The organism is Vibrio sp. TMPB1044, from assembly GCF_030442075.1.
Taxonomy (GTDB): Bacteria; Pseudomonadota; Gammaproteobacteria; order Enterobacterales; family Vibrionaceae; genus Vibrio; species Vibrio satsumensis.
On sequence record NZ_JAUJED010000042.1, the window covers coordinates 24,449 to 51,266 of the forward strand.

General features: G+C 45.3%; 28 protein-coding genes and 1 other RNA gene. 11 read left to right on the top strand and 18 right to left on the bottom strand.

Annotation, left to right across the window (positions count from 1 at the left end):
- Positions 1 to 69 precede the first annotated feature (69 nt).
- Positions 70 to 2,883 (top strand): two-component sensor histidine kinase BarA, encoded by a 2,814-nt coding sequence (gene barA / locus QQ041_RS20755; protein WP_146490602.1) that lies wholly within the window; start codon positions 70 to 72, stop codon positions 2,881 to 2,883.
- A 122-nt stretch (positions 2,884 to 3,005) separates the two neighbouring features.
- Here barA and acpS read toward each other — a convergent pair whose 3' ends face one another.
- The 11 genes from acpS to rpoE all read right to left on the bottom strand — a co-directional run bounded on the left by acpS (position 3,006) and on the right by rpoE (position 12,276).
- Positions 3,006 to 3,386, bottom strand: a complete 381-nt coding sequence (gene acpS / locus QQ041_RS20760) for a holo-ACP synthase (RefSeq protein WP_048659396.1) — start codon at positions 3,384 to 3,386, stop codon at positions 3,006 to 3,008.
- Positions 3,387 to 3,463: 77 nt separating this feature from the next.
- A complete protein-coding gene (pdxJ, locus tag QQ041_RS20765; protein WP_048664490.1) occupies positions 3,464 to 4,201 on the bottom strand; it encodes a pyridoxine 5'-phosphate synthase in 738 nt (245 codons plus the stop codon).
- Positions 4,198 to 4,926, bottom strand: coding sequence for a DNA repair protein RecO (gene recO, locus QQ041_RS20770; protein ID WP_146490601.1), 729 nt, complete (start codon positions 4,924 to 4,926; stop codon positions 4,198 to 4,200). Before recO ends, pdxJ begins: the two co-directional genes overlap by 4 nt.
- 102 nt (positions 4,927 to 5,028) lie before the next feature.
- Positions 5,029 to 6,000 (bottom strand): GTPase Era, encoded by a 972-nt coding sequence (gene era, locus QQ041_RS20775; RefSeq protein ID WP_017059042.1) that lies wholly within the window; start codon positions 5,998 to 6,000, stop codon positions 5,029 to 5,031.
- Complete coding sequence (gene rnc, locus QQ041_RS20780; RefSeq protein ID WP_017059043.1) at positions 5,993 to 6,670, bottom strand: ribonuclease III; 678 nt, start codon at positions 6,668 to 6,670, stop codon at positions 5,993 to 5,995. Before rnc ends, era begins: the two co-directional genes overlap by 8 nt.
- Positions 6,671 to 6,696: 26 nt before the next feature.
- Positions 6,697 to 7,593, bottom strand: coding sequence for a signal peptidase I (gene lepB / locus QQ041_RS20785; protein WP_017066013.1), 897 nt, complete (start codon positions 7,591 to 7,593; stop codon positions 6,697 to 6,699).
- Positions 7,594 to 7,690: 97 nt separating this feature from the next.
- Positions 7,691 to 9,484, bottom strand: coding sequence for a translation elongation factor 4 (gene lepA / locus QQ041_RS20790; RefSeq protein WP_017059045.1), 1,794 nt, complete (start codon positions 9,482 to 9,484; stop codon positions 7,691 to 7,693).
- A 137-nt stretch (positions 9,485 to 9,621) separates the two neighbouring features.
- Entirely contained in the window at positions 9,622 to 10,092 is a 471-nt protein-coding gene (locus QQ041_RS20795) for a SoxR reducing system RseC family protein (RefSeq protein ID WP_048605807.1), read from the bottom strand.
- Positions 10,089 to 11,051, bottom strand: coding sequence for a sigma-E factor regulatory protein RseB (gene rseB / locus QQ041_RS20800; protein WP_285954959.1), 963 nt, complete (start codon positions 11,049 to 11,051; stop codon positions 10,089 to 10,091). The genes QQ041_RS20795 and rseB overlap by 4 nt, the downstream gene beginning before the upstream one ends.
- Positions 11,048 to 11,671 (bottom strand): sigma-E factor negative regulatory protein, encoded by a 624-nt coding sequence (locus QQ041_RS20805; protein ID WP_146490598.1) that lies wholly within the window; start codon positions 11,669 to 11,671, stop codon positions 11,048 to 11,050. Before QQ041_RS20805 ends, rseB begins: the two co-directional genes overlap by 4 nt.
- A 26-nt stretch (positions 11,672 to 11,697) precedes the next feature.
- Complete coding sequence (rpoE, locus tag QQ041_RS20810) at positions 11,698 to 12,276, bottom strand: RNA polymerase sigma factor RpoE (RefSeq protein ID WP_008223963.1); 579 nt, start codon at positions 12,274 to 12,276, stop codon at positions 11,698 to 11,700.
- Positions 12,277 to 12,665: 389 nt separating this feature from the next.
- Here rpoE and nadB point away from each other — a divergent pair, with 389 nt between their 5' ends.
- Positions 12,666 to 14,282: an L-aspartate oxidase gene (nadB, locus tag QQ041_RS20815; protein WP_048605812.1), complete on the top strand. Its 1,617-nt coding sequence runs from the start codon at positions 12,666 to 12,668 to the stop codon at positions 14,280 to 14,282.
- A gap of 101 nt (positions 14,283 to 14,383) precedes the next feature.
- On the opposite strand, the gene QQ041_RS20820 is transcribed toward nadB, so the two are convergent.
- On the bottom strand, positions 14,384 to 14,803 hold the full coding sequence (locus QQ041_RS20820) for a protein YgfX (protein ID WP_353057845.1): 420 nt from the start codon (positions 14,801 to 14,803) through the stop codon (positions 14,384 to 14,386).
- Complete coding sequence (locus QQ041_RS20825; protein WP_004735374.1) at positions 14,751 to 15,011, bottom strand: succinate dehydrogenase assembly factor 2; 261 nt, start codon at positions 15,009 to 15,011, stop codon at positions 14,751 to 14,753. The genes QQ041_RS20820 and QQ041_RS20825 overlap by 53 nt, the downstream gene beginning before the upstream one ends.
- Before the next feature lie 166 nt (positions 15,012 to 15,177).
- On the opposite strand from QQ041_RS20825, the gene ygfZ reads away from it, so the two are divergent.
- The 3 genes from ygfZ (at position 15,178) to QQ041_RS20840 (ending at position 17,384) form a co-directional block, all read left to right on the top strand.
- The gene (gene ygfZ, locus QQ041_RS20830) at positions 15,178 to 16,149 is read left to right on the top strand and encodes a tRNA-modifying protein YgfZ (protein ID WP_146490597.1); all 972 of its coding nucleotides are present in this window, start codon (positions 15,178 to 15,180) and stop codon (positions 16,147 to 16,149) included.
- A gap of 4 nt (positions 16,150 to 16,153) precedes the next feature.
- Complete coding sequence (locus QQ041_RS20835) at positions 16,154 to 16,615, top strand: aminoacyl-tRNA deacylase (RefSeq protein WP_285954961.1); 462 nt, start codon at positions 16,154 to 16,156, stop codon at positions 16,613 to 16,615.
- Between the two features lie 562 nt (positions 16,616 to 17,177).
- Positions 17,178 to 17,384: a DUF1107 domain-containing protein gene (locus QQ041_RS20840; RefSeq protein ID WP_009847660.1), complete on the top strand. Its 207-nt coding sequence runs from the start codon at positions 17,178 to 17,180 to the stop codon at positions 17,382 to 17,384.
- A gap of 99 nt (positions 17,385 to 17,483) precedes the next feature.
- Here the strand turns inward: QQ041_RS20840 and QQ041_RS20845 are convergent, their stop codons facing one another.
- From QQ041_RS20845 to QQ041_RS20855, 3 genes are read right to left on the bottom strand one after another with little or no spacing between them, the layout of a single operon-like run.
- Positions 17,484 to 18,707 (bottom strand): FAD-dependent 2-octaprenylphenol hydroxylase, encoded by a 1,224-nt coding sequence (locus QQ041_RS20845; RefSeq protein ID WP_123285262.1) that lies wholly within the window; start codon positions 18,705 to 18,707, stop codon positions 17,484 to 17,486.
- Between the two features lie 11 nt (positions 18,708 to 18,718).
- Positions 18,719 to 19,897: a 2-octaprenyl-6-methoxyphenyl hydroxylase gene (ubiH, locus tag QQ041_RS20850; RefSeq protein WP_123285263.1), complete on the bottom strand. Its 1,179-nt coding sequence runs from the start codon at positions 19,895 to 19,897 to the stop codon at positions 18,719 to 18,721.
- A gap of 24 nt (positions 19,898 to 19,921) precedes the next feature.
- On the bottom strand, positions 19,922 to 20,497 hold the full coding sequence (locus QQ041_RS20855) for a YecA family protein (protein ID WP_019826273.1): 576 nt from the start codon (positions 20,495 to 20,497) through the stop codon (positions 19,922 to 19,924).
- A gap of 308 nt (positions 20,498 to 20,805) precedes the next feature.
- Between QQ041_RS20855 and zapA the strand changes: the two genes are divergently transcribed.
- From zapA to serA, 5 genes are all read left to right on the top strand, one after another.
- Complete coding sequence (gene zapA / locus QQ041_RS20860; protein ID WP_004735366.1) at positions 20,806 to 21,114, top strand: cell division protein ZapA; 309 nt, start codon at positions 20,806 to 20,808, stop codon at positions 21,112 to 21,114.
- Positions 21,115 to 21,125: 11 nt separating this feature from the next.
- A non-coding RNA gene (gene ssrS, locus QQ041_RS20865) (6S RNA) lies at positions 21,126 to 21,308 on the top strand.
- A gap of 6 nt (positions 21,309 to 21,314) precedes the next feature.
- Positions 21,315 to 21,914 carry a 5-formyltetrahydrofolate cyclo-ligase gene (locus QQ041_RS20870; protein ID WP_123924172.1) on the top strand — a complete coding sequence of 200 codons (600 nt, stop codon included), beginning with the start codon at positions 21,315 to 21,317 and terminating at the stop codon, positions 21,912 to 21,914.
- Between the two features lie 139 nt (positions 21,915 to 22,053).
- Complete coding sequence (gene rpiA, locus QQ041_RS20875) at positions 22,054 to 22,710, top strand: ribose-5-phosphate isomerase RpiA (RefSeq protein ID WP_048605825.1); 657 nt, start codon at positions 22,054 to 22,056, stop codon at positions 22,708 to 22,710.
- Between the two features lie 261 nt (positions 22,711 to 22,971).
- On the top strand, positions 22,972 to 24,201 hold the full coding sequence (gene serA / locus QQ041_RS20880) for a phosphoglycerate dehydrogenase (RefSeq protein WP_048659407.1): 1,230 nt from the start codon (positions 22,972 to 22,974) through the stop codon (positions 24,199 to 24,201).
- A gap of 112 nt (positions 24,202 to 24,313) precedes the next feature.
- On the opposite strand, the gene QQ041_RS20885 is transcribed toward serA, so the two are convergent.
- Together QQ041_RS20885 and QQ041_RS20890 are read right to left on the bottom strand one after the other, a co-directional pair.
- Positions 24,314 to 25,027 carry an oxidative stress defense protein gene (locus tag QQ041_RS20885; protein ID WP_048611414.1) on the bottom strand — a complete coding sequence of 238 codons (714 nt, stop codon included), beginning with the start codon at positions 25,025 to 25,027 and terminating at the stop codon, positions 24,314 to 24,316.
- Between the two features lie 111 nt (positions 25,028 to 25,138).
- Positions 25,139 to 26,035 (bottom strand): LysR family transcriptional regulator ArgP, encoded by an 897-nt coding sequence (locus QQ041_RS20890; protein WP_055319632.1) that lies wholly within the window; start codon positions 26,033 to 26,035, stop codon positions 25,139 to 25,141.
- 142 nt (positions 26,036 to 26,177) lie between these two features.
- On the opposite strand from QQ041_RS20890, the gene QQ041_RS20895 reads away from it, so the two are divergent.
- Positions 26,178 to 26,807: a LysE/ArgO family amino acid transporter gene (locus tag QQ041_RS20895; protein ID WP_146490595.1), complete on the top strand. Its 630-nt coding sequence runs from the start codon at positions 26,178 to 26,180 to the stop codon at positions 26,805 to 26,807.
- Positions 26,808 to 26,818: the final 11 nt, after the last annotated feature.

Genomic DNA, 26,818 nt, shown 5'->3' on the forward strand with positions numbered 1-26,818 from the left:
TTACCGTTCACTTAACCGCCATTGTGTGCGTTATTTTCCCATATCCAGACCTCGATGTAATTAAAGAACATGACCAGATATGGCTTAAGAGCCCGTGTAATTACCTTAACTCTAGCTCCAACCCTGATTATTGGGTTGCTATTGAGTGCATTTTTCTCATTTAACCGCTATCAAGACCTTGAGGGGCAAGTGGTTAACACTGGTACTAGCATCATTGAACCACTTGCGATTGCGAGTGAATCAGGCATGAAGCTCGAAAGTCGAGAGTCTGTTCGTCAGCTTATTAGCTATGCACATAGGAAGAATTCTAAGTTAGTGCGCAGCATCGCGGTGTTTGATGAACGTCATGAGTTGTTTGTAACCTCAAACTTTCATCCTGACTTTGAAAGCCTGACTTATCCGAAAGATAAACCGATCCCGCATTTGAGCTCATCGAACCTGCTCGATAACACGCTGATTCTGCGAACGCCGATCATAGCCGAAGGCCAATACATCAATTCAGCCAACGGTCAGTCTCAAGCCAACCAAGCGATCGGTTATATTGCGATTGAATTAGACTTATCTTCTCTTCGATTGCAGCAATATCAAGAAGTGTTCTCTGCGTTCTTGGTGTTGATTCTGGGTCTTGGACTTTCTGGGGTATTTGCCTTCCGTTTGATGCACGACGTAACCCAACCGATCACACACATGAAAAACATGGTCGACCGAATTCGTCGTGGTCACCTAGATGTGCGTATCGAAGGAAAAATGCATGGCGAGCTAGACTCACTGAAAAACGGTATCAACGCGATGGCGGTATCGCTGTCAGAGTATCACGTCGAGATGCAGCACAGTATCGACCAAGCAACATCCGATCTACGTGAAACCCTTGAGCAGCTAGAGATTCAAAACGTTGAGTTAGACATTGCAAAGAAACGCGCTCAAGAAGCAGCTCGTGTTAAATCTGAATTCTTGGCTAATATGTCTCACGAACTGAGAACGCCGCTGAATGGGGTGATTGGCTTTACTCGTCAGATGCTCAAGACTCACCTATCGAACAGTCAAACCGATTACCTGCAAACCATTGAACGCTCGGCAAACAACCTGCTCAGCATCATCAACGATATCTTAGACTTCTCGAAACTTGAAGCCGGTAAACTGGCTCTAGAAAACATCCCATTTGAATTCCAAGCTAGCCTTGAAGAGGTAGTAAACCTTCAAGCAACCAACGCTCATGAGAAAGGCCTAGAGCTGACACTTAAGATCGACCCTAAAGTACCACCGGGCGTCGTAGGCGATCCACTGCGTATTCAACAGATCCTGACCAACCTAGTTGGCAACTCAATCAAATTTACCGAACGCGGCAACATTGATATCAGCGTTGAGCTTCGTTCACAAAGCGAAGACAGTATCGAGCTGCAATTCATGGTTCGTGATACCGGCATTGGTATCTCTGAGCGTCAACAAGCTCAGCTGTTCCAAGCCTTTAGCCAAGCCGATGCAAGTATCTCTCGTCGCTATGGTGGTACAGGCTTAGGTCTGGTTATCACCCAAAAACTGGTCAGCCAAATGGGCGGAGAGATCAGCCTAACCAGTCGTCTGCACCAAGGTTCAACCTTCTGGTTCACCTTAAGACTATCAACGACTGATATGCCAATGACTGAGTTAATAGAGACTCAGTGTCTACAAGACAAACAACTGCTGCTTATAGAACCAAATATGCAAGCGGCCTCAATTACTCAGCAAATCCTAACCCAAGAGGGCTTAGTGGTCACGTATCGTTCGGTTATGCCAGACGAGAGCACCTCGTATGACTACGTACTACTGAACCTAGCCGCGAACCAAGAATATCAATTTGATACTGTGAGTGGTTGGGCGATAGGCGCGAAGAAGATTGCTCAAAACGTGATAATTGGTACACCAAGTACCGAGCTAGCGCTGGGTGAGCAGCTAATGAAAGAGGTCGATGTTCAGTGCATCACTAAGCCTCTTTCTCGTAAGAAGTTGCTGCAAACTCTGGTATCGAATCAAGCACCGACCTTGATTGCACCGGCTATTGAAACACATTCAGAAGAGAAGCTTCCGCTTACGGTATTGGCGGTCGACGACAACCCTGCCAACCTTAAGCTGATCACTGCGCTGCTAAAAGAACGCGTAGAAACCGTCATCAGTTGTACCAGTGGTCAGCAGGCGATAGACAAAGCGACAGAAACTCAATTTGATATCATCTTCATGGATATTCAAATGCCACAGATGGACGGTGTGACCGCTTGTCAGAACATCAAAAAGCTGGCGAACAATGCAAACACGCCTGTAATTGCCGTTACTGCTCACGCCATGATGGGGGAGCGTGACCGACTACTTGACGCAGGTATGGATGACTACCTAACCAAGCCTATTGAAGAACATGTGTTACAACAGGTTCTGATTCATTGGAGCCCAACCTCTGAGGTTGAGCACATCGAAAAAATAGATCCAGACCATCCCGCAGTCTCTGCTGAGATCGATAACGGCTCAGTGTCAGAAACTGAAGCCAGCGTGCACAAAAATATCATCATTGATTGGCAAGCGGCGATGAAACAGGCCGCCAATAAAGAAGACCTCGCACGCGATATGCTGCAAATGCTGGTCGACTTTATCCCAGAGGTTTACGAAACAGCAGACAAAGCGATAGAAGACAGTGACTACCCAGTTGAAGAGCTGATACACATCATCCACAAGATGCATGGCAGCAGCTCGTACAGCGGCGTACCAAGGCTAAAATCGGTGTGTGCGACGATAGAGAAAGAACTGCGTTCAGGTACTTCTGTTGAAGACATTGAACCGGAACTTTTCGAACTTCAGGATGAGTTAGATAAGGTTCAAGCGACGGCTATTCACTACTTGAAACCAGCCCGTGATTAGATTGATTTAGCCTCAAACTCAAAGCAATAAAAAAGCAGAGCATATAAGCTCTGCTTTTTTGTTTAGCAGCGAATCGAACGCTAGGTTTCGATTAACCTTAATAGGTAGTTATCGGTAAGCAATTATGATTCGAGCAACACCGTTGCCACAGCGTAGTGACGCTCATCCGAGATAGTCAGATGAATCGATGTTGTACCATTCGCCTCTGCGATTTCACGTGCTTTTTTATGCAGCCTCAGAACTGGCTTGCCATGCTCATCGTTTGAAATCTCAAAGTCGTGGAAGGTCACACCAAGCGCGATGCCCGTGCCTAACGCCTTAGATGCCGCTTCTTTTGCAGCAAAACGTTTTGCAAGGTAACGCCCTTTTTGCTTAAGTTGCTGGAATACTTCAAATTCAGAATCGGTCAAAATACGTTGAGCAAAAGCGTCACCACTTCGTGACAATGCCTTTTCAACACGTTCAATTTCTGCGATATCTGTACCTAATCCAACAACAGCCATGTTTACCCTACTACCAAATTCTATCTATTAATTCTACTAATTAGTCGCTTACGACTTAACGCTTACTGTTTAGAAAACTAAGCGTTGTTACGTGCTGTTTCCATCACGGCTTTCATGTCTGCAACGGCTTTGTTCAAACCATCAAACACTGCACGTCCCATGATTGAGTGACCGATGTTCAACTCGTAGATCTCTGGAAGAGCCGCAATCGGTGCTACGTTGTGGTAAGTCAGACCATGACCAGCATTGACTGTGATACCAAGATCGTCCGCGTAGCTTGCGCCTGCAGCAATCTTTTTCAGCTCGTCTTGTTGGTCTTCTTCTGTTTTAGCATCGGCATAATGGCCAGTGTGCAGTTCAATGAACGGTGCGCCACACGCTTTTGCTGCGTCGATTTGCTCACGGTCAGCATCGATAAACAGAGATACTTTAATGCCAGCAGCAGACAGTTTTTCCGTCGCCGCTTTGATCTTTTCAAGTTGACCAACCACGTCCAAGCCACCTTCAGTGGTCAGTTCTTCACGCTTCTCTGGAACCAGACAAACAAACTCAGGATTAGTATCGAGGGCAATTTGAACCATCTCGTCCGTTACTGCCATCTCCAAGTTCATACGAGTTTGAAGAGTTTCAGCCAGAATACGTACATCGCGGTCAACGATATGACGACGGTCTTCACGCAGGTGAATAGTAATACCGTCAGCACCCGCACGTTCAGCAATTTCAGCTGCGTGTACTGGATCTGGGTATTTAGTACCACGTGCATTACGTAGTGTTGCAATATGGTCGATATTAACGCCTAAAAGGATTGAGCTCATTTTCCAATACTCCGTGCTCTAGAGAGGGCTATTGTTGGCATAAATAGCTCTCTACTTTTTAATGGTTTGCCGCCAAGATACGGCTTTAAGGCTATGCGTGTAAAGCGTTTTGCCGCTTTTAACTGCTCTTTAGTGATAAACCTACGTTCACTGATTGCGATTAGTTCATCGCCCATAAAAGTCAGGTTGTCTCGACGCACCGAAGCGATGAAACCTTTCTGCTCTCGATAGCGATAAGTCATGCTCGGATCAATCGCTTCACCAGTGCCCGCGCAGTGTAAAAAGTCGACGCCATAACCCATAGCGGATAATAGAGCCAACTCAAAACGACGCAGCGCTGGCTCAGGATTTTCATTATGCGCCAGCTCTGTTAAAGCATGAAGATAGTCGTGAAAAAGTGCTGGCATCGCCACTTCCGCCATCAATACACGACCGATTAGCTCGTTCACATACATGGCTGAATACAGATTGATACCGGCGAGAGGGAGCCCCAAGCTAATCGGCTCAGCTTGGCGTAAGGTTTTCATCGAACCATTACCAGACCACTTAAGCAGTAGCGGTGTAAAAGGTTGTAATGCACCTTTCAAATTGGAACGCTTGCTGCGAGCGCCTTTAGACATCAACGTCACCCGACCGAACTCTTCGCTGAAGACGTCCAAGATCAGGCTCGACTCACTGTATGGTCGACGGTGCAACACAAAGCATCGCTGTAACCCTTCGCTCAATCACTCACCCTTATTACAGATACAAAAAGAGAGAGTTCGCACTCTCTCTTGGATTTATCTTCAGTTCAACTTTCTTAATCTCAGAAAGTGACGTTCAATATATTATAGATCGTCGATGTAGCCTAACGAGCGAAGTGCACGCTCATCATCAGCCCAGCCAGATTTAACCTTGACCCAAGTCTCTAGGTAAACTTTACGGCCGAATAGCTCTTCCATATCGATACGCGCTTCACGACCAATCGTTTTGATCTTCTCGCCCGCTTTACCAATCACCATTTTCTTCTGACCTGTACGCTCAACAAGAATCAGTGCATTAATGTGGAAGCCATCGTTATCTGGGTTGTAATCGAAACGTTCGATTTCAACCGTTACTGAGTATGGTAGCTCGTCACCCGTAAAGCGCATCAGCTTTTCACGGATAATTTCAGAGGCCATAAAACGTTGCGAGCGATCAGTCACGTATTCTTCAGGAAAGTGGTGTGTAGCTTTAGGTAAATGTTCACGTACGTGCTTACGCAGTACATCAATGTTTTTACCTTGCTTCGCTGAGATTGGCACAACGTCAATGAAGTCCATCTTCTTAGAGACTTCCATCATATGTTGCATCACGTTAGTACGGTCTTGAACGTTATCTACTTTGTTGATGCAAAGTACAACTGGGAAGTCAGTCTTCTTCAGTTTGTTCAAAACCATCTCATCGTCGTCAGTCCAGTGAGTACCATCGACAAGGAAAAATACTAGGTTCACATCACTCAGTGAGCTGTTCGCCGCACGGTTCATCAGACGGTTAATTGCACGCTTTTCTTCAATATGAAGTCCAGGAGTATCAACAAAGATCGCTTGGTAATCACCCTCAGTTTCAACGCCCATAATACGGTGACGTGTCGTCTGTGGTTTACGTGATGTAATAGAAATCTTCTGTCCCAGAATATGGTTCAGAAGCGTCGACTTACCTACGTTTGGGCGACCGACAATAGCGATGAAGCCACAATGTTGGTTTTCCGGTAGGCCTGTTTTTTTGCTATCAGATGAAAAGAATGCATCGATATCGAAATCTTGGTTGTTATCAGACATTGCTTAGTTGCTCTAATGCTGTTTCAGCAGCCGCTTGTTCTGCCTTGCGGCGGCTAGTGCCTTTACCGATAACAGGTTTATCCACACCTGCCACTTCACACTCAACCGTAAACTCTTGGTTGTGTGCTTCACCTTTAATATTAGTCACTGTGTAGACAGGTAGAGGATTTCTTCGACCTTGTAAAAACTCTTGTAGGCGAGTTTTCGGATCTTTTTGAGATACTCCAGGCTGAATAGCATCTAGGCGAGATTGGTACCAGCTTAAAATAATGCCGCGAACCGTCTCGGTATCACTATCTAAATAGACAGCGCCGATGATCGCTTCAACCGCATCCGCTAGAATAGAATCACGACGGAAACCGCCACTCTTCAACTCACCTGGACCTAATTTTAAGTAATCTCCTAGTTCGAATTCACGACCTAGTTCTGCCAATGTATGACCACGTACTAATGTTGCGCGCATGCGGCTCATATCACCTTCGTTTACCTTAGGGAAACGGTGGTAAAGATCATCAGCGATAACAAAACTTAAAATTGAATCGCCCAGAAACTCAAGACGTTCGTTATGTTTACCTGCGGCGCTGCGGTGAGTCAGCGCCAAGTGGATAAGATCGGCATCATTAAACTGATAGCCAATCTTTCTCTCTAGTTTATCAATTGGAGAATTCATGCTCTCTCGATGTGTTATGTGATCGATTAATGAATCCCACCGATGCGATTAAAACGCACACCAGTAGGAATCCATGTTGGAAGTACACTGTCTGAACCGCGTTCGAACTCGAAGCTGATCCAAATAGCAACAGCCTTACCAACAAGGTTTGCTTCAGGGACAAAGCCCCAGTAACGGCTATCGGCACTGTTGTCACGGTTATCACCCATCACAAAGTACTGGCCTTCTGGAACGACCCATTCGTTGACACCATTGCGAGGCTGATATGCTTGCACACGATCACGGCGTAATGGGTTAACTAAAATCTGGTGCTCTACGTCTCCAAGCTGTTCGTTCAGCTGAATCAGAGGCACACCATCTTGAATAAATTGGCTCTCTTCAACATTACTTAGTTTCACTGGTTCACAGCTACTTGTACCCTTCGCCTGAATACAGATCTCTTTACGACTGCTGTAGCGAATCGTGTCACCAGGCATACCAACAACACGCTTAATGTAGTCGATGTTTGGCTGAGGTGGGTACTTAAATACGATTGAATCGCCGCGTTCTGGCTTGCCTGTTTCTACCAATTGAGTGCGCCATACTGGGTCTTTTAGACCGTACGCGTACTTCTCTACCAAGATGAAATCACCAACCAAAAGGGTTGGCATCATCGAGCCAGAAGGGATTTGAAACGGTTCATAGATGAATGAACGCAAGATCAAAACAAATGCAATTACCGGGAAAATGGACACACTGTTCTCAACCCACCAAGGCTGAGCCGTAACTTTTGCGCTAGTTTCAGCGTCTAGGCCATTCGATTGTGCTTCAACGTCAGCAAGTTTTTGCTGGCGCTTCTTCGCCCACACAAACTTTTCCAACGCCCATACAATGCCGGTCACTAGAGTTACGATCACTAAGATAAGCGAAAATGTATTAGCCATTGATATCCCTTAAATTTCATTTCTTTAAAAATAACGAAAGTGAAAGAATAGCGAGCTACTCTTCCACTTTCAATTATTCGTTTACCGCTGGATAAAGTTAATCTTTTCCAACGTGAAGGATTGCAAGGAAAGCTTCTTGAGGCAGTTCAACGTTACCGATCTGCTTCATACGCTTCTTACCTTCTTTTTGTTTCTTAAGAAGTTTCTTCTTACGGCTGATATCACCACCGTAACATTTTGCGATTACGTTCTTACGCAGTTGTTTCACTGTAGAACGAGCAATGATGTGGTTACCAATCGCTGCTTGAATCGCGATATCGAACATCTGACGAGGGATGAACTCTTTCATCTTCTCTACCAGTAGACGGCCACGAGACTGAGCAATATCTTTGTGCGTAATGATCGCTAGTGCATCAACTGTTTCGCCATTCAGCAATACGTCTACACGTACCATGTTTGATGGCTCGTAGCGTTGGAAGTTGTAATCCAATGATGCGTAACCGCGAGACGTTGACTTCAGACGGTCGAAGAAGTCGAGAACTACTTCTGCCATAGGAAGATCGTACGTCACAGCAACTTGGTTACCGTGGTAAACCATGTCTACTTGTACGCCACGCTTCTCAACACACAGTGTGATTACGTTACCTAGGTAATCCGAAGGTACCAGGATATTACAGCGTGCAATTGGTTCACGAATTTCTTCTAGGTCATTAACCGCTGGCAGTTTAGCCGGGCTATCAACGTAAAGAACCGTTTTATCTGTTTTTACAACTTCATACACAACTGTTGGTGCAGTCGTGATTAGATCTAGGTCGTATTCACGCTCGAGACGCTCTTGGATGATCTCCATGTGAAGCATTCCTAAGAAGCCACAACGGAAACCAAAACCAAGTGCTGCTGAACTTTCTGGTTCAAAGAACAGTGACGCATCGTTCAGGCTTAGCTTGCCTAACGCGTCACGGAAGTTTTCGTAGTCATCAGATGATACAGGGAATAGACCTGCGTATACCTGAGGCTTCACTTTTTGGAAGCCAGGTAGACGTTCAGTGCTGCCGCCCTTTGCAAGCGTCAACGTATCACCAACTGGTGCACCTAGGATGTCTTTAATACCACAAACAACCCAACCTACTTCGCCAGTATTTAGCTCTGTAGTATCGATTTGCTTAGGCGTGAAGATACCTAGACGGTCAACACCCCATACTTGGTCTGTCGACATTACTTTGATCTTATCGTTCTTCTTCAGCTTACCGTTTTTAATACGAACCAAAGAAACTACGCCAAGGTAGTTATCGAACCAAGAGTCAATGATCAACGCTTGTAGAGGCGCTTCAGGATCACCTTCCGGTGGCGGGATGGCCGTTACGATGTTTTCTAGAACATCATCAACACCCAAGCCGGTTTTCGCAGAACAGCGAGTCGCTTCCATCGCATCGATGCCAACGATCTCTTCGATTTCTTCAGCAACACGTTCTGGTTCAGCTGCAGGTAAGTCAATCTTGTTCAAGATTGGCACTACTTCCAGTTCCATTTCAATTGCTGTGTAACAGTTTGCTAGAGTTTGTGCTTCAACACCTTGGCCAGCATCCACTACAAGTAGTGCGCCTTCACAAGCAGCTAGAGAACGAGATACTTCGTAAGAGAAGTCTACGTGTCCAGGAGTGTCGATAAAGTTAAGTTGGTAAGTTTCACCATCTTTAGCTTTGTAATCTAAAGTCACACTCTGCGCTTTAATTGTAATACCACGCTCGCGTTCTATATCCATAGAATCGAGGACTTGAGCTGCCATCTCACGTTCACTTAATCCTCCACAAACTTGGATTAAGCGGTCAGAAAGGGTCGACTTACCGTGGTCGATGTGGGCGATAATCGAAAAATTACGAATGTGCTTCATAGGCTTGGTGTGACTAAACTCTTTGAATAGGGATAATAAGAAAGCCGCGACGCGTCCAATCTACACTCAGCATTGGTGGCGGCATTTCAATCAAGTTGGCAGATTCTACCCAATTTAAGGGCAAGAAGCATCATAAATTAGACGAGAGACTCACCTAGGATTCGAATCAAGACGACTTCTTGCTTGGATTTGTCTTCCATGGGTTTGGCTAACCGCTTCGCTAAGGCAATCCCACCAGCGGTAAACAGTGCTGCACTTAAGATAACAATACCCTCGCCCCCTTGAAGTAAGGGTTGCAACAAGAGTTGTCCAAAACCAGCACCAATCATCAGCATGAAAAGTGGGATTAGATAAACGATGGCTGCCGACTGAAGTAGGCTTTTTTCAGGAAAGCCAATTTCTACGATTTGCCCAGCTTTGACTAAGCTTTTAGTTTTAAGCTGCCAAAACAAAGATTTATTGCCAACTGCCTTGGTCACAATACCCGTGCCGCAACTTTTTTGAGAAGAGCAGCTGCTACAACTGGTTTGTTGTTCGCAGCTCAGTTGAACAAAATATTGCTTACCTTTTTGTTCAACTGAGCTAACGGTCGCCAACGCGGTCATCATTGCGCTGGTACCGATTTATTGAATGTAACTGACTGAGCAATACGCTTTGCAGTTGCAGGCGGAATGTCACCAACCACAGAGATTTCTTTGTCGCCAATCACTAAGCTATGCAAGGTTCTACGCCCTTGACGTACCAACTGCCCTTTCAATGAATGTTCGTCTTTATCGGCGATATAAACCGAAAAGCTAAACAATCCATCACTGAAAAGCTGGCTTTCAACCATTTTATCTGTCGCTGCCATTTGATAACGGCTAAGCTCTTTTGACCTAAACCCTTCAGGAATCCAAGAGGCCTGCCAGTTAGTTTCACTCACTAAGCCTTCCGGCAATGATAAGACTTTCGGCAATTGAGCTTGGTTCAATCCCCCCATTGCCTCTGCAATCTTATCGTTCACCACGTAAGAAATAGTGCGGTACTGTTCAAGCACTTCACCGTCACGATCCAAAAGATCGGCACGCAAAGGAAGACTGGTTTTTTCATCGACCCAAACTACGTAGGAGTAACGAAGGCCATCTTTTGGCACGACGCGTAATACTTGAGTGGTGCTTCCCGCTTCACGAGAGCGTCCAACTTTTACAAAATCGTAGTACTGGTTCAGAGAGTCAATATCTCGGTTAATCATCGGAATGACAGGTGCAACCATACTGCCAGATTGAATAGTAAATGGCTCAGTACCCGGTTCGATGTAACTAACTTCATTGCCACGTCGAATGACTTCACGAACCGGGCCGCTCAGATAAACAAGGTGTGCAAGTTGTTGATCGTCGTTAACGGCATGACGATAAAGTAGAGGTTCAATACTGCTCTTCTTTATCAATATGTAAGAGAGCTCGTAATTTAGATGCTGACTGGCCTCGTTCATTTGATGCAACAAGGCCTTTGCAGTAGGTTCCTCTGCAAAGGCTGTTGGAGACATCAAGCTGAACAGTGTCAGTGCACTGACCAGGATTTTCTTCATTCAATGTCCGATTCTAGATGTGCATCTTGCATTGGCGATGCATCACTGTTAAGTCTTAGCTGCAGCTCATAATCTTCTAGCATTGCATGAACGCGTTTACGCTGCTCTTGCAAGTTAGCTTCCGATGCCTGCTTTTCAACAGAGTCACGCGTTAAGCTTACTGGTTCCGCAGAACCCGCAAATGGAATCGTCTGGAGTACAGGCAACTGCTCTGGTGCTGCAGGGTCACTGCCACCATATTGTTGAACACCTAATACAACCACTAATGAAACACACGCTGCCACGGCAACTTGTCCAAACTGTTGTAACCAAGCCGGAAGCTGACGCTTCGCTTGCTGAGGTTTAGGCTGCTCTTCAATTGGAGCAACAGTAGGTTCAACATTCACTTGGTGCAGGTTCGGCATTGCACTATGTGCAGGCTCAGCTTCAAGCGCTGCTGCCACATTGTTAGCAATGTTCCAATCTTGAGTTTCTGGCGCATCCCCACGCATAACATCACCAATTAAATGGTAACTCTGCCAGGTATCCATGCTTTCTTGATCGGATTCGAGATCTACAATGAGAACTTTATCGATCGTTTCACCATCCATGAGTGCCGAAAGCTTTTCTTTATCAGCCATTATTTTCACCATAATTATTACAAGTTCTAGCGTTGCAAAAGAGGTTTAATTTTCTTTTCCACCGCTTCACGAGCTCGGAAAATACGCGAACGTACGGTTCCTACAGGGCAATCCATTACTTCTGCAATCTCTTCGTAGCTCAAACCTTCGAGCTCACGCAACGTCATTGCAGTTTTTAAGTCTTCTGGTAGCGCTTCAATCGCTCCAAAAACGACTTGTTTCAATTCTTTTGACAGCGTTAAGTTCTCAGGGTTCGATATTTCTTTTAACGCGCTGCCAGTTTCGTAATATTCTGCATCTTCTGCATCTACATCTGTTGCTGGCGGCCTACGGCTTTGGGCAACGATATGATTTTTAGCGGTGTTCACGGCAATTCGGTACAACCATGTATAGAAGGCACTCTCGCCACGAAAGTTAGGTATCGCGCGGTAAGCTTTAATAAAAGCTTCTTGTGCTACATCAGGTACATCACCGGAATTATTCACGTATCGAGAGATAAGATTACAAACTTTGTTTTGATACTTAACCACTAGTAAGTTAAATGCCTGCTTATCTCCACTCTGAACTCGCTCAATCAACACTTGATCGGTTAGCTGCTCGTTCATTCGAGCGGGTACTCCTATTGTTATAACCCTCACCTTCACAGATATGGGTACTAATTATGCGAAATGTAGTATTGACACCACCGTCTACAAGAGCACTATTGTGACTAAGCCAAATACCGAAAGTTCCAACTTTCTTAAAATTATTTGCCATTATTGTTTCACAATGTGATGTAATAAAAATAGCTATCCCTATCAATTTGGGGAAACTTGAGCAAAAGCAATGGTATTGAGCAATTAAATATTTCTAGATAGCTGTCTATATATTGATTTTGCATAGCGTTTAAGGATGACTCTGGAGAGATTATAACAGTCTTCCCCAAACTCCTAAAACAAGACAAAGTCAATTGAGAGTGGACAACTCGACTATAGCCCGGGATTTAATAAGTTTTATGAACGCAAACCGTGAACATCAGTGTGATGTATTAGTGGTAGGAAGTGGTGCGGCAGGCTTGTCATTAGCCTTACGCGTAGCAGAACATGCAAAAGTAATTGTATTAAGCAAAGGACCACGCAGCGAAGGATCGACGTATTACGCACAAGGTGGTATCGCCGCGGTGTTCGATGAGTCGGACAGTATTGAGTCTCATGTAGAGGATACTCAAATTGCTGGGGCTGGGTTATGTGAAGAAGATACAGTTCAATTCATTGCTGAAAATGCTAAAGAGTGTGTGCAATGGCTGATTGATGGTGGTGTGCCATTTGATAAAGATGAGAACAGCACAGAAGGCCAACCAAAATATCACCTCACTCGAGAGGGTGGCCACAGTCACCGCAGAATCCTGCACGCTGCCGATGCAACCGGCATGGCGATGCAAACCTCGCTGCAAGATAACGTCAACAACCACCCAAATATCGAGATCTTCGAGCGCCACAATGCGCTGGATTTAATCACTGAAGATAAGATTGGTGGTTCGAAAGACAAGGTTATCGGAGCCTATATTTGGAACCGCAACCAAGAGCACGTTGAAACCGTGCGCGCTAAGTTTGTTGTATTAGCAACAGGTGGCGCTTCAAAGGTTTACCAGTACACCTCTAACCCAGATGTCTCTTCAGGTGATGGTATTGCTATCGCTTGGCGTGCAGGTTGTCGTGTCGCAAACCTCGAATTCAACCAATTCCACCCAACATGTCTATTCCACCCAGAAGCGCGTAACTTCCTTCTGACGGAAGCATTGCGTGGTGAAGGCGCTTACTTGCGTCGCCCTGATGGTTCAAGATTCATGAAGGACTTCGACGAGCGTGGTGAACTGGCGCCTCGTGATGTGGTTGCTCGTGCGATTGACTTCGAAATGAAGCGTTTAGGCGCAGACTGTATGTATGTAGACATCAGCCACAAGCCTGAAGAATTCATCACTGCGCATTTCCCAATGATCCACACTCGCTTGATGGACTTGGGTATAGACATGACTAAAGAGCCGATCCCTATCGTACCGGCTGCGCACTACACTTGTGGTGGTGTAATGGTTAATAAGCAAGGTCAAACCGATCTCACTAACTTGTATGCGATTGGCGAAGTGAGCTATACCGGCTTACACGGTGCAAACCGTATGGCTTCTAACTCACTGCTTGAGTGTGTGGTTTACGCATGGGCAGCAGCAAAAGATATCGTTGAGAACATCGACCAATCTCAACTGTGTGCAGAACTGCCAGCATGGGATGAAAGCCAAGTCACCAACAGTGATGAAGAAGTTATCATTCAGCACAACTGGCATGAGCTACGTCTATTCATGTGGGATTACATGGGCATTGTTCGAACGGATAAGCGACTAGAGCGTGCACTGCGTCGCATTCAGATGTTGCAGCAAGAAACTCATGAGTACTACAGCTACTTCAAGGTTTCGAATAACCTATTAGAACTGCGTAACTTGCTACAAGTGGCTGAGCTAATGGTTCGCTGTGCAATGCAACGCAAAGAGAGCCGCGGCCTGCACTACACGTTGGATTACCCTGAACTTGCAGAAGACAGTGGCCCAACGATTCTGACGCCAGAGAAACGCCAAGCATAATAATTGGTTAAACGTGATTAGCTAATTAGCCGTCAGCAAAAAATAATTAAACGAAAGGGAGCCGAGTGCTCCCTTTTCTTTTGTCTAACGTTTTCTTTTATCTAGCGTGCTCGTTGTAAGTTCGCCAGAAAGTTACGATATTCATGCTCGCAACAGCTGTCGCGCCAAAGCAATACCGAGTGCCCGCACTCAAACTGCAATTTAACAAAGAACTGCGCCCAGATCTTATCAACAGACTTGAGTCGGTAAGTTCGCTCATTGAGTCGAATATCACCATCCTCTTTGTAATCAAACTTCCCATGGGCGCTGTTTAGAGTCACATGGTTGTTTCTGAACAAGCGGATCATTAAAGCTAAGCAATAAAGGCTGGCGGCAAGTGGAATAGAAGACAGGACGATGAAAAACAAAAGGCACCCCAAAATAGTGCCTTTTGCAAATAATGCGGAATACGAAGGGTTAAGCTGAAGCTTAACGAACCTTGCTGAGGTTGTGTGCGACAATTTTATCAACCATTGATGCATGACCTAGGTTTTCACTGCGTCCGTGTCCCATTACCCAAGTAAACAAATCTGGGTCATCACACTCTAATAGAGAAACAAACTCGCGCTGCTCCTGCTCTTGCAATGAATCAAAACACTCTTCGAAAAATGGCATGATGACTACATCAAGTTCTAACATGCCGCGACGGCAACCCCATTTAATTCGTGCTTTCTGCTCTGCAGTGTACATTGGCTATCCTCACCTATAATTTTCTTTCTCGGAGTGTAACAAGTCATACGCCCTGCAACTACTATGTGAGTCACAGTCCCTATCTAAGCTCACAAAAAAACCTAGGCTGACAAAGAAACAGAACCGGATTAACATAGAGCCAAATAAAATTCTTAGGAAAGATAAAATGGATTGGAAAAACACATTTCAGCCACTCGCTCATACGCAAAATGAATCGCTTCCAGAACTGATGATGACACACGTGTCAGACTGGAGCGCAATCACCATGATAGGCGATGACAGAAAGTCGTACCTACAGGGTCAAGTAACGTGCGATGTCGTCACTCTTCCTAATGATGAATCCACGTTAGGCGCACACTGTGATGCAAAAGGAAAGGTATGGAGCATCTTCCGCCTGTTCCATCACAATGGCGGTTACGCACTCATGCAGCCTAAATCTGCGATTGAAGTCGAGCTCGTTGAAATCAAAAAATACGCTGTGTTTTCTAAGGTTGATATTGAACAAACGACAGATGTTGTTATCGGTGTGATGGGCGCGTCTGCGGATCAATACATTGATTCTATTTCAGAAAGCCAAGGTAATGTGCGTACTATCTCTGGTGGTAGCGCGGTTAAAGTCTCTGACAATCGTTGGGCGCTGCTTATTACAGAAGAAGCTGCAGCAACCATAATCTCGAGTAGCTCAGCAGAAAAAGTATCAGAAGCACTTTGGCAATATCATGAAATTATTGATGCTCAACCGAACCTATCGAAAGCAGAGCAAAACGAGCACATTCCTCAAGCGCTTAATCTGCAAGCGATTGGCGGTATCAGCTTTTCAAAAGGCTGTTACACAGGTCAAGAAACAGTAGCTCGTGCTAAATACCGTGGCATGAACAAGCGTGAGATGCGCATTGTTTCAGGAACAACAGCAGAAGTATTGTCTCTAGAGAACCCTATTGAACTAGAGCGCAGCGTGGGTGAGAACTGGCGTGGTGCAGGTCGATTATTAAACGTCTATCAATTTGCTGATAACAAAGCGATTGGTTTGATGGTATTGCCAAACAACCTTGATAAAGATGTTCAGCTTCGATTGACTGCGCAACCTGATCAAGTATGGAATATCCTGCCACTGCCTTACAGCCTCGAAGACGAGTAATCACGTGGAAACACTGATTACACAATGGCTAGATCAACAGCAGGTGGATTATCGCCTGCTGATGCAAAGCAAACCAACCACTAACATTGAAGAAACCGCGCAAGAGCGAGGCATCGACCCATCTCAAATGGTCAAGTGCATCCTGCTCAAGGATATGGGAAACCAATATGCGTTGGCCTGTACAGCAGGCGATCGCTCTGTCGATCCCAAGAAAGTACGCTCAGTGCTGAATTGCCGTCGAATGACCTGCGTATCGCTCGCTGATGTTGAAGCGATCACTGGCTTTAAAGTGGGTTGTGTTGGTCCGCTCGCTCTAAAGAGACACATGCCGATCATTTTTGATCCTTCCATTCAGAACAACTCGACCGTTACCATTAGCTCGGGTGATCGAATGGCTGGCGTTGCGTTGGATCTCAATGATCTTATGGCGCTATGTGCTCCGACCGTCGCTGACATCAGTCGATGATCGTTTCAATCAGATCATGCTTCGCAAACTTCATTTAAATATTTCATTGAGTACATTTTTAGTGTGAACTTCGTCATAAGAAGAGCACACCCCTAGTAAATAGTTACTCAAAATAAAAGCATAAGTAGTCACAAAGTTAAATTTGCGTTATTGTGAATTTACTGACTAGCTATTAAGCAAATCAGTACAAGTGAATCCACTGAGTAACATCAGTATCCACTTTTGTGTAATGCATCTGTGACTATTCGCCCGTTTTAGACGGGCTTTTTTTTGTCCAAAATTTACAATTTGATTACACAAACAAAAAAATCCCGCCTATTCTTATACTTGTAACATTATCACTGCTTAATACCGAACAGGAAAGTTCACGGCAGTTCACTACTCAGTATTATTTTGGGGAGGAGCTCACGTAAAAATAGATATTTACTGAAGAAAGTGCTTAGAACAGCACAAATATCTAATTAACGTCAACTCTACTGCATATTACTCCATGCTTATCACAATTATTATCTCGGAGTTTTTCTATAATATGCAGGCTAGGTAAATATAAGGATAATTAAGAATGAGACTGTTTAAGCGCTATACACCGAGTATGATTGCTAAACATGTAAGTCGACTTTTCAAAGGACGAATCTACATTTACGGCGTAGGAAAATTTGAGTTTGATAACGGTAAGCTAGTGCTACCAGACCGAGCAGAAAAACGTCACTTTCAAACAGTGAAAGAAATAAATAGTGAAATCATGAAACTGCGCTGCGCGTACGCATGACCTGATTACCTACAGAATTAAAAACAAAAAGGGTTGGCATAATGCCAACCCTTTTTTCGTATCAATGATGATTCGATAAATCACCAAAACACTATGTCACTATCTATGAGTCACTGGTCGCTTAGCTAAGTCAGGAAGATTACCTGACAAACCCAGTGCGCGCTTCATGATCTCATCTTTCGCACCCGGTAATTGGCCAGCAAGCTTCATACCGATACCACGAATCAGCTTCTTAGCTGGGTTATCGCCTTCAAACAGATCTTTAAAGCCCTGCATTGAAGCTATCATCTTCGCAGCCTCTGCTTTTCTCCAGCGCTCGTAGCCGCGAAGATTACGCTTGGTGCCAATGTCCTCACCCGCAGACCATAGCTTTAACAGCTCTTGTGCTAAGCTTGCTGCGTCTAATAAGCCAAGGTTAACGCCCTGCCCTGCTAATGGATGAATGGTATGCGCAGCATCACCAACCAAAGCCACACGCTCTACCGCAAAGTCACGCGCATAACGCATGCGTAGTGGGAAGGCAAAACGCTCACCAACCACTTCGCACAGTCCAAGCTTTGAGTCGAACTCTGACGTTAGCTGTTTATTAAAATCAGCATCTGACATTGATACAAGCTTCTCGGCACGATTAGGCTCCGTAGACCAAACAATCGAGCTCATGTGGCTTGGTTGCATTGGTAGGAATGCCAATGGGCCTTGAGGTGTGAATATTTGACGAGCAACGCTGTGGTGCGGCTCTGTGGTTTTGATGTTCGCGACAATCGCACTGTGGCCGTAATCCCAATGTGTTAATGGGATATCTTGCTGCTTACGAACCCAAGAGTTTGCGCCATCTGCTCCAACAACCAGCTTAGCAGTCAGAGCTTGACCATTGTCCAATGTTAACCAAGCTTCACTTTCACCAATCGCCATCGTTTTACACGTTGCGGGCATATACAGGCTGACATTGTCTTGCTTCTTAACCTGATCAAGCAGCGCTAATTGAATCACACGATTTTCAACGATATGACCCAAGTTCGGCTGAGCCAAGCGTGTCGAGTCAAACTCAATACGAGCGAAGCTGTCTTGCTCCCACACTTCCATCGCTTGATATGGTGCAGCTCGTCTTTGTTCAATGCCTTGCCATGCCCCTAGGTTACGAAGAATAACTTCACTAGAACGACTCAATGCAGACACGCGTACATCAGGCAGCTCGCTCAGCCCTTCACTAGGCGCTCTGCCTTCAATGACAGCAATTCTTAGGTCACTGTCTTTCAAGGCAGCAGCAAGCGCTAGGCCAACCATGCCACCACCAACAATCGCGATATCAACACTTTGCATCATTATTTATTACCTTATCTTTCTACTAGGCCAAGCGTATGACGCAAAAGTGGACCTTTAAGTGGTGGAAGGTTATCTATTACGGCTAACCCAAGATTACGCCCAATGCGAGCGGTCATAAAATCGTTTGAGAACAGATGAACTAAGCTTGAAGTCAGCGTGATCGTTGCGTCTCTGTCTTGTTCTCTACGCTTTCTAAAGTTAACAAGACCATTGTAACGACCCACATCATCCAACTGGTGACATAACTCTTCTGCCAAGGAAGCCACATCTCGGATACCAAGGTTAAAGCCTTGCCCCGCAATTGGGTGGAGCGTTTGAGCGGCATTGCCAACAATAGCAAATCGATGAGAGATATTTTGCTGTCGATGACGAAGAATCAGTGGGTAACTAGCACGCTTGCCGACTTTCTCTAGTCGACCCAATCGCCAGCCAAAATCGTTCTGCAGCTGCTCAAGAAATTCGTTGTCGTTTAGCGTCATCACTTTTTGTGCTTGCTCTGGTGTCAAACACCAAACCAGCGATAAACGGTTGTCACTCATCGGTAATAGAGCAACTGGCCCATGGTGAGTAAAACGCTCAAATGCGCGACCTTGGTGAGGTTCACTCGCCACGATATTGGCAATCACAGCGACTTGCTCAAAGTCGTGCTCACTCAATGAGATATTGAGCTGTTGGCAACAGGTTGAGATTGCACCATCAGCTGCAACCAATAACTTAGTCGTTATGGTTTGCCCACTTGTCAGTTCAATCGTCGTCAACGCTTCTTCACGTTCAACTTTACTGACAGACTCAGGGCAAAGCATGGTAATTGCCGCTTCTGATTCAAGTTTCTGTTGATAGATTCGCCCCACATCGGCTAACTCGACCACGTAGCCAAGCGCATCTACAGCAAGCTCTTCACTGTAGATGTCTGTCATTCCGGCATGTCCTCTATCCGAAACATGGATATCTTTAATCGGGGTCGCTACTGGAGCGATAGATTGCCACAACTGCAAAGAATCCAGGATCTGCACCGTGCCATAGGACAAAGCAATCGAACGAGAATCAAACCCTGGATGAGCTTGATGATCAACCTGATAAGGCTCCACTACCGCAATCGACAATGAACCTTGGCTTAGGTGATTCAAAGCAAGGGCTAAGGTTGCCCCTGCCATTGCGCCACCAGCAATTACAACATCATACTGAGCCATCATAACCTCAAACCGGCCAACTAATTAATGAATGGTTGGCGCCGCATCTTCAGATGGGCGTGCACCGAATTCAGCATGAATCGTTAGTGCACACGCTTTTACGTGCTCAATAACGTGTTCTAGAAGTTGTGCTTGCTCTTCCAGATCATCTTCTTCATCAATGCCTAGCTTCGCCATCTCTTCAAGATCCGCCAACGCTTCTTTGGTGCCTTCAGACGCTTTGTTCAATTGAGCCCCAACAAGCCCCAAACCAGAAATGAAATGGTTAATCCAATCAGACACACCATCAGCAAGATCAAACACGCTCGCGCTTGCATCTTCATCCGGCAGTAACATAGACAGTTCCATACCTGAGCCTGTGATTTCACTGGTTGTAACTTTCAATGTTGCTTCCGCTAGCGTTAGCGCGCGATCTGGCCAGCCCATGCCTTCATTGGTGTAATCGAAGATCAGTGGTTGCCAGCTTTTATCTGCAAGGTTTAAGCCTCCGCTTAACATACCCGTTAATAAACCATGCATCTCAGCAGGGGTTACGGCTAGACTTGCCGATTGAAGTTCAGTCGCAACCGTTAGGTAGTCAGGTAAAGTAGTTTCGCTCATCAGATAGCTCGCTCAGTTATTCTTTATATCGATAGTATAATCGTACCACTTCACCCCAATTCTGGTAAGCATCGATCCCCAGCAATTGAAGGATGACTGACTATCAATTGTTCAATTTGCTGAATTACTGTGTGCTCAAGCTCTCATTTACAAACAGTCACTCTGAAAAGCTTGAATCTTAATAGCGGTTTACCTATAGTTTCTCCCTCAGAGGAGATTGCTTCCTCATCGGTACTTGCACTTTTTCTTTCTCAAAAAATGGCGAAGGGCAACAGCCTTAAAATAGCGCGTTAAAGAGTTCATCCATCATGAGTAATCAAGCGGTAGACGTTGAAATATTAGGAAAACTGACTCGAGTGAATTGTCCACCAGGGCAAGAAGAGTCATTGATTGCAGCGGCGGCCGATCTTGATAATCGATTGAAAGAGATGGCTGAACGTACTAAGGTAACCAATGAAGTGAAGCTGCTAACGATCGCAGCTCTGAATATTTGTTATGAGCTACAAACCAAGAAGTTTGAAGCAAACGACGAACAAAACGCACTGACCGAGCGAATGGAACAGCTCACGACATCACTTTCAGATGTCCTCAGTAAAGTTAAGCACGGACAGCAATAGCGTACACAAAATTTACCCTGGAGTGTTTGTCAGAGGATTCACGTCCCCGAGCCGATAAGCAATCCCTAAGGGTTAGTACTTGAGTGCTATTGAGCATGCTCGGTCCGCCGAGAAGCCTACGGTAATCATTGCTGATCCGCCTTGAACTCGCTGGTTCAAGGGCCATCTATTCTCAACGGCACTTTGGGGTATCCCTTCTTATGAAGACGCTCACACGCAGCGAATTTCGCAAACAGATCCGTATCAAGCGCAATGCCTTATCTGGCGACCAACAAACTCAATCCGGTATAGACTTAGTTAAGCAGTGTTCTCAACTCAATGAGATTCAGTCTGCTCAGCATATCGCTCTTTATATTTCCATTGATGGCGAACTCGATACCCAGCCTTTAATCGAATGGTTATGGGCGCAAGGTAAGCAAACTTATTTACCAGTATTGCACCCCTTCTCTGCCGGACACTTGCTGTTTCTGCACTACTCGCCAACAACACCGACGGTCTTGAATAAATACGGTATTGTCGAACCTCAGCTCAATCAGATGCTGGTTAAACCTTGCCAGCAACTCGACCTTATTCTTACGCCCCTTGTCGGCTTTGACTCTCAAGGGCATCGCTTAGGCATGGGCGGCGGATATTACGATCGCACCTTGGCGAAGTGGTTCGAGACGGGCAATGGCGCAACACCTATTGGCCTTGCTCACGATTGCCAACATGTCGATCGCTTACCAATTGAAGGTTGGGACATTCCGTTACCTAAAATCGTGACTCCGAGTAAAACTTGGCAATGGGAAAACAACCATTAAAGCGCTATAATCGCGCCGCAAACGTTAACCTCGATACCAAACGTTAACCTCGATACCAAACGTTAACCTCGATACCAAACGTTAACTTCAATACGCGAACGATTAATTCAAAGCGCAAGACCTTATTCAGGAGAATGGCATGACTCAAGATGAAATGAAAAAAGCAGCTGGCTGGGCAGCACTTCAATATGTTGAAGAAGGCAGCATTGTAGGTGTAGGTACTGGCTCAACAGTAAATCACTTCATCGACGCACTTGGCACAATGAAAGACAAAATCAAAGGTGCGGTTTCAAGCTCTGTAGCCTCTACTGAAAAACTAGAAGCACTAGAAATCAAAGTATTTGAGTGCAACGACGTATTCAAATTAGACATCTATGTTGATGGCGCAGACGAAATTAACGCTTCACGCGATATGATCAAAGGCGGTGGCGCTGCTTTGACTCGTGAAAAAATCGTAGCGGCTATCTCTGATAAGTTTGTGTGTATTGTTGACGGTACTAAAGCCGTTGATGTGTTGGGTAAATTCCCACTACCGGTTGAAGTAATCCCAATGGCACGCTCGTACGTTGCTCGTGAATTGGTTAAGCTTGGTGGTGATCCAGTTTACCGCGAAGGCTGCACAACAGATAACGGCAACGTGATCCTAGATGTGTACGGCATGGCGATCGAAAACCCGAAACAACTAGAAGATATCATCAATGGTATTGCTGGTGTGGTAACGGTTGGTCTGTTCGCTCACCGTGGCGCTGATGTGGTTATCACTGGCACGCCTGAAGGTGCAAAAATCGAAGAATAAATAATGGAAGATTGAGTTTTTCTGTTACTTCATTACATACGGTGCTCTAGGGCGCCGTTTTTTTTGCTTTATTGCTGTAAAATTATGTCTTATTCCGTAATTTTCTTACCCAAAACATTTTTTTTTTGTTACTTTATTGTTCAGAAGACGCACAGGGAAAACGTTTGTCTCCTAACAAAGTGGTGAATTTGTTCCCCTTTCAGCCATTTTGTAGCACGTGCGCCGCATTTGCCCAACCTTTCCATTTTAAGGACGAGAACAATGGCCAAAGTTTCACTGGAAAAAGAAAAAATAAAAATTCTACTTCTAGAAGGTCTTCACCCTTCTTCTGTAGAAGTACTGCAAGCCGCTGGTTACACAAACATTGAGTACCACAAAGGCTCGCTACCGGAAGATGAACTTCTTGAAGCAGTTAAAGATGCTCACTTCATTGGTATTCGTTCTCGCACTAACATCTCCCAAGAAGTTATTGATGCAGCTGAAAAACTGGTTGCTGTTGGTTGTTTCTGTATTGGTACTAACCAAGTCAACCTTCAAGCAGCAGCAAAACGCGGTATCCCCGTGTTCAACGCACCGTTCTCAAACACTCGAAGCGTTGCTGAGCTCGTTCTTGGTCAGATTTTATTACTACTACGTGGCATTCCAGAAAAGAACGCCCTTGCTCACCGTGGTATCTGGAAAAAGAGTGCAGACAACTCTTACGAAGCTCGTGGTAAGCGTTTGGGTATTATAGGTTACGGTCATATCGGTACTCAGCTGGGTATTATTGCGGAAAACCTTGGTATGCGCGTTTACTTCTACGACATTGAAAACAAACTGTCTTTGGGTAACGCTACGCAAGTTCATACCATGACGGAACTGCTGAACAAGTGTGACGTAATCTCTTTGCACGTCCCTGAAACCAACGAAACAAAAGACATGATGGGTAAGGAAGAATTCGAGCGCATGAAGCCTGGTTCTATCTTTATCAACGCAGCTCGTGGCACGGTAGTCGATATTCCTGCTCTGTGTGGCGCTCTGGAGTCTGGTCACCTTGCTGGTGCGGCTATTGACGTTTTTCCAACAGAACCCAAAACCAATGCAGACCCGTTTGAGTCGCCATTAATGCATTTCGATAACGTAATCCTAACGCCTCACGTGGGTGGTTCAACTCAAGAAGCACAAGAGAACATTGGTGTTGAAGTTGCTGGAAAATTAGCAAAATACTCTGATAACGGCTCTACACTATCAAGTGTTAACTTCCCAGAGGTATCACTACCACTGCATACTGGCACGTCTCGTTTATTACACATCCACGAAAACCGCCCAGGTATCCTAACTCAGATCAACACCATCTTCGCTGAAGAAGGGATCAACATCGCGGGTCAGTACCTACAGACTGCGGCTGATATGGGTTATGTAGTTATTGATGTAGAAGCCGATCGCTCTGAAGAAGCGCTACTTAAATTGAAAGAGATCGAAGGCACAATCCGCGCTCGTCTACTTCACTAAGTATCGAAGTCTATATACATAAAAAAGGCTCTCATAATGAGAGCCTTTTTAGTATTTGGCCTATCGTAGGTAATTAGATCATCATGATCCAAAACCTACTGTAGCCTTGTTATTACTCTTCGATCTGATAGATCACATTTACGCGATCACGAATGGTGATCGTTGAGTCTTCATAAGAGTTCGATTCTGTTCTTGCATCCATCGCCATTGAACGCATGAGCACTGGCTGAGAAGATTGTGCGTTATAGTCCACGCGCCATACATCACCTAGTTCACGCTCAAAACCACTCGCTAATGATTTAGCTTTTGATGTCGCATCTTTAATGGCTTCTAAGCGCGCCTGCTCTTGATACTTAGCTTGGTCGCGAACTTGAAGCTGGATGTTATCGATCTGATTAATGCCCTGGCCGATAGCAATATCCATATACTCGTTTAGATTGGCGAGTTCATTCACTTGAACGGTCACATTACGCGAGGCGCGGTAGCCAACCAGTTCCGGTTTACCATCTTTTGGATAGTGGTATTGAGGAGATAAATACAGGTTCGAGCTGTGTACACTCGCCTCATCGACACCCGCTTGGTGCAGCTTATTTAGAAAGCCCGTTACCACTTTATCAACAGTATTTTTAGCCTGTTCAGCGGTCATCGTCGATTCCACGACTCTCACAGAAAATGTCGCCATATCTGGTGTCGCGATCACTTCACCATAGCCTGTCGTTGAAATATGCGGAAAGGATGGAGAGTCTGCCAATGATGGAAAACTCACAGCACTCAACGCCGCAGTAAGAGTAAGAGACGTTGCTAACATCTTTGGTACAAGCTTCATTAGGTATGACCTATGCTAAACAAATGTACTTTCATCATAGAGCAATTTATCGTTTAGCCAATCCAGAGCACGCACTTCTAACAGAACTTTGACGCTGAAAAAACCAACAGCTTACTGAGGTAAGTGATTGTGAGCAAAACTTAATATCGCTTGGGATACCTCTTTTAACATCCCACTTTCGAGCTGCCAATGGTGCCAATAGATGCGATAAGACAGCAGAAAGCCAGGGGTAATATCAATCAGAGCACCAGACTCTAGCTCGTCGATGATCTGTAATCGAGGAATCAGACAGTAGGCAACCCCCGATAATGCTAAGCGCACGAATGCTTCTGAACTGCCGACTGTATGATTGATCACACTGTCTCTCGGTACGTTAAAATGATCATGCAGAAACTTCTTATGCAGATCATCGTATTGATCATAGGAAACCGCAGGCGCTTTGCTTAAAGTGGCGTAGTTTACGCCCTCTGCAAAGTAACGCTGATGAAAATCAGGGCTAGCCACACACACATAATCCATCCTGCCGAGATAGTCGGCACTGCAGCCTGGAATCGCTTGAGACTCCAAACTGATTGCACCTGCCACCTCGCCACTTTTTATCTTTTCAATGGTTCTCGACTCACCATGAATCGCGAGGTTCAACTCGACTTGGCGAGATTTCATCACATCCGACAAAGCCGGTAGCAGCCATGTCGCCAAACTATCAGCGTTGGTGGCTATGGATATAGATAGTGGCTGAGTTCCTTCTTCATTCATCAACTCAGGTACAAGTTCGTGCTCTAACAACCGAACACGACGATATAAGCCCAGTAATTTTTTACCCGCAGGCGTTGGCCTAGGCGGGCTTTCTCTCACTAAGGCAGGCTGAGCCAACCACTTTTCCAGCTGTTTGATGCGCTGAGATATCGCCGACTGGGATATATATAACTGCTCAGCAGCCCTTTCGAAGCCACGTTGTTTTACTACGGCATCCAGTGCTTCTATCCATTTATAATCCAATCCGCGCATCAATTTGCTTCCTTTTTAAGCTATCTCACCACCACATTAGCAACTCTAATAATAGATTAAAATCATTAATTATACTTATTTAAAGGGGCGGAGTATCTTCGCCATATAGCACGTAAATATCGTTAAATAAGTGGAGGTTAAAATGAGTTTTTGGGTTTTATTACAAGGTTTTGGTCTAGGGGCAAGCATGATTATCCCTATTGGCGCTCAGAATGCGTACGTCCTAAATCAAGGGATAAAGCGCAACCACCATTTAACCACCGCGACAATCTGTAGCCTGCTCGATACCCTGTTTATCTCATTGGGTATCTTTGGTGGCGGTGCGATTCTGTCGCAAAATGAATTGCTACTCACCTCAGTGACGTTAGGCGGCATCGCTTTTCTAACCGTGTATGGTTTGTTATCACTGCGCAGTGCATTTAAAGCACCCTCAAGCGAGGAGTCGAAAGGAGAGATACTGGCTCGCGGTAAGCGCACCGTTATTTTGGGTGCATTGGCGGTTACAGTATTAAACCCTCACCTCTATTTGGATACCGTGGTGATTCTTGGATCGATTGGCGGGCAGTTTGAAGGTAACGACAGAATTGCGTTTGCTATCGGGACCATCTTAGCTTCGTTCGTCTGGTTTTATTCTTTGTCATTGGGCGCAGCAAAGCTAGGTCCAACACTATCTAAACCGAATGTTAAGAAAGGCATTGATATCGCAGTAGCAACTATGATGTTTGCTATCGCAGCGGTACTCGCCAATGGACTTATTGAGCAGTATTGGTAGAAATAATCTGA

What these genes read in the sequence shown, in the direction of transcription:
- QQ041_RS20855 (WP_019826273.1), bottom strand. Translation starts at nt 20,497, where the DNA reads ATGAGCGAAACTACTTTACCTGACTACCTAACGGTTGCGACTGAACTT.
- rpiA (WP_048605825.1), top strand. Translation starts at nt 22,054, where the DNA reads ATGACTCAAGATGAAATGAAAAAAGCAGCTGGCTGGGCAGCACTTCAA.
- pdxJ (WP_048664490.1), bottom strand. Translation starts at nt 4,201, where the DNA reads ATGAGCTCAATCCTTTTAGGCGTTAATATCGACCATATTGCAACACTA.
- acpS (WP_048659396.1), bottom strand. Translation starts at nt 3,386, where the DNA reads ATGGCTGTTGTTGGATTAGGTACAGATATCGCAGAAATTGAACGTGTT.
- QQ041_RS20840 (WP_009847660.1), top strand. Translation starts at nt 17,178, where the DNA reads ATGAGACTGTTTAAGCGCTATACACCGAGTATGATTGCTAAACATGTA.
- nadB (WP_048605812.1), top strand. Translation starts at nt 12,666, where the DNA reads ATGAACGCAAACCGTGAACATCAGTGTGATGTATTAGTGGTAGGAAGT.
- QQ041_RS20805 (WP_146490598.1), bottom strand. Translation starts at nt 11,671, where the DNA reads ATGGCTGATAAAGAAAAGCTTTCGGCACTCATGGATGGTGAAACGATC.
- QQ041_RS20885 (WP_048611414.1), bottom strand. Translation starts at nt 25,027, where the DNA reads ATGAAGCTTGTACCAAAGATGTTAGCAACGTCTCTTACTCTTACTGCG.
- QQ041_RS20825 (WP_004735374.1), bottom strand. Translation starts at nt 15,011, where the DNA reads ATGTACACTGCAGAGCAGAAAGCACGAATTAAATGGGGTTGCCGTCGC.
- rnc (WP_017059043.1), bottom strand. Translation starts at nt 6,670, where the DNA reads ATGAATTCTCCAATTGATAAACTAGAGAGAAAGATTGGCTATCAGTTT.
- lepB (WP_017066013.1), bottom strand. Translation starts at nt 7,593, where the DNA reads ATGGCTAATACATTTTCGCTTATCTTAGTGATCGTAACTCTAGTGACC.
- QQ041_RS20795 (WP_048605807.1), bottom strand. Translation starts at nt 10,092, where the DNA reads ATGATGACCGCGTTGGCGACCGTTAGCTCAGTTGAACAAAAAGGTAAG.
- era (WP_017059042.1), bottom strand. Translation starts at nt 6,000, where the DNA reads ATGTCTGATAACAACCAAGATTTCGATATCGATGCATTCTTTTCATCT.
- lepA (WP_017059045.1), bottom strand. Translation starts at nt 9,484, where the DNA reads ATGAAGCACATTCGTAATTTTTCGATTATCGCCCACATCGACCACGGT.
- ygfZ (WP_146490597.1), top strand. Translation starts at nt 15,178, where the DNA reads ATGGATTGGAAAAACACATTTCAGCCACTCGCTCATACGCAAAATGAA.
- barA (WP_146490602.1), top strand. Translation starts at nt 70, where the DNA reads ATGACCAGATATGGCTTAAGAGCCCGTGTAATTACCTTAACTCTAGCT.
- QQ041_RS20895 (WP_146490595.1), top strand. Translation starts at nt 26,178, where the DNA reads ATGAGTTTTTGGGTTTTATTACAAGGTTTTGGTCTAGGGGCAAGCATG.
- rpoE (WP_008223963.1), bottom strand. Translation starts at nt 12,276, where the DNA reads ATGAACGAGCAGCTAACCGATCAAGTGTTGATTGAGCGAGTTCAGAGT.
- serA (WP_048659407.1), top strand. Translation starts at nt 22,972, where the DNA reads ATGGCCAAAGTTTCACTGGAAAAAGAAAAAATAAAAATTCTACTTCTA.
- zapA (WP_004735366.1), top strand. Translation starts at nt 20,806, where the DNA reads ATGAGTAATCAAGCGGTAGACGTTGAAATATTAGGAAAACTGACTCGA.
- QQ041_RS20890 (WP_055319632.1), bottom strand. Translation starts at nt 26,035, where the DNA reads ATGCGCGGATTGGATTATAAATGGATAGAAGCACTGGATGCCGTAGTA.
- QQ041_RS20870 (WP_123924172.1), top strand. Translation starts at nt 21,315, where the DNA reads ATGAAGACGCTCACACGCAGCGAATTTCGCAAACAGATCCGTATCAAG.
- QQ041_RS20820 (WP_353057845.1), bottom strand. Translation starts at nt 14,803, where the DNA reads ATGCATCAATGGTTGATAAAATTGTCGCACACAACCTCAGCAAGGTTC.
- ubiH (WP_123285263.1), bottom strand. Translation starts at nt 19,897, where the DNA reads ATGGCTCAGTATGATGTTGTAATTGCTGGTGGCGCAATGGCAGGGGCA.
- rseB (WP_285954959.1), bottom strand. Translation starts at nt 11,051, where the DNA reads ATGAAGAAAATCCTGGTCAGTGCACTGACACTGTTCAGCTTGATGTCT.
- QQ041_RS20845 (WP_123285262.1), bottom strand. Translation starts at nt 18,707, where the DNA reads ATGATGCAAAGTGTTGATATCGCGATTGTTGGTGGTGGCATGGTTGGC.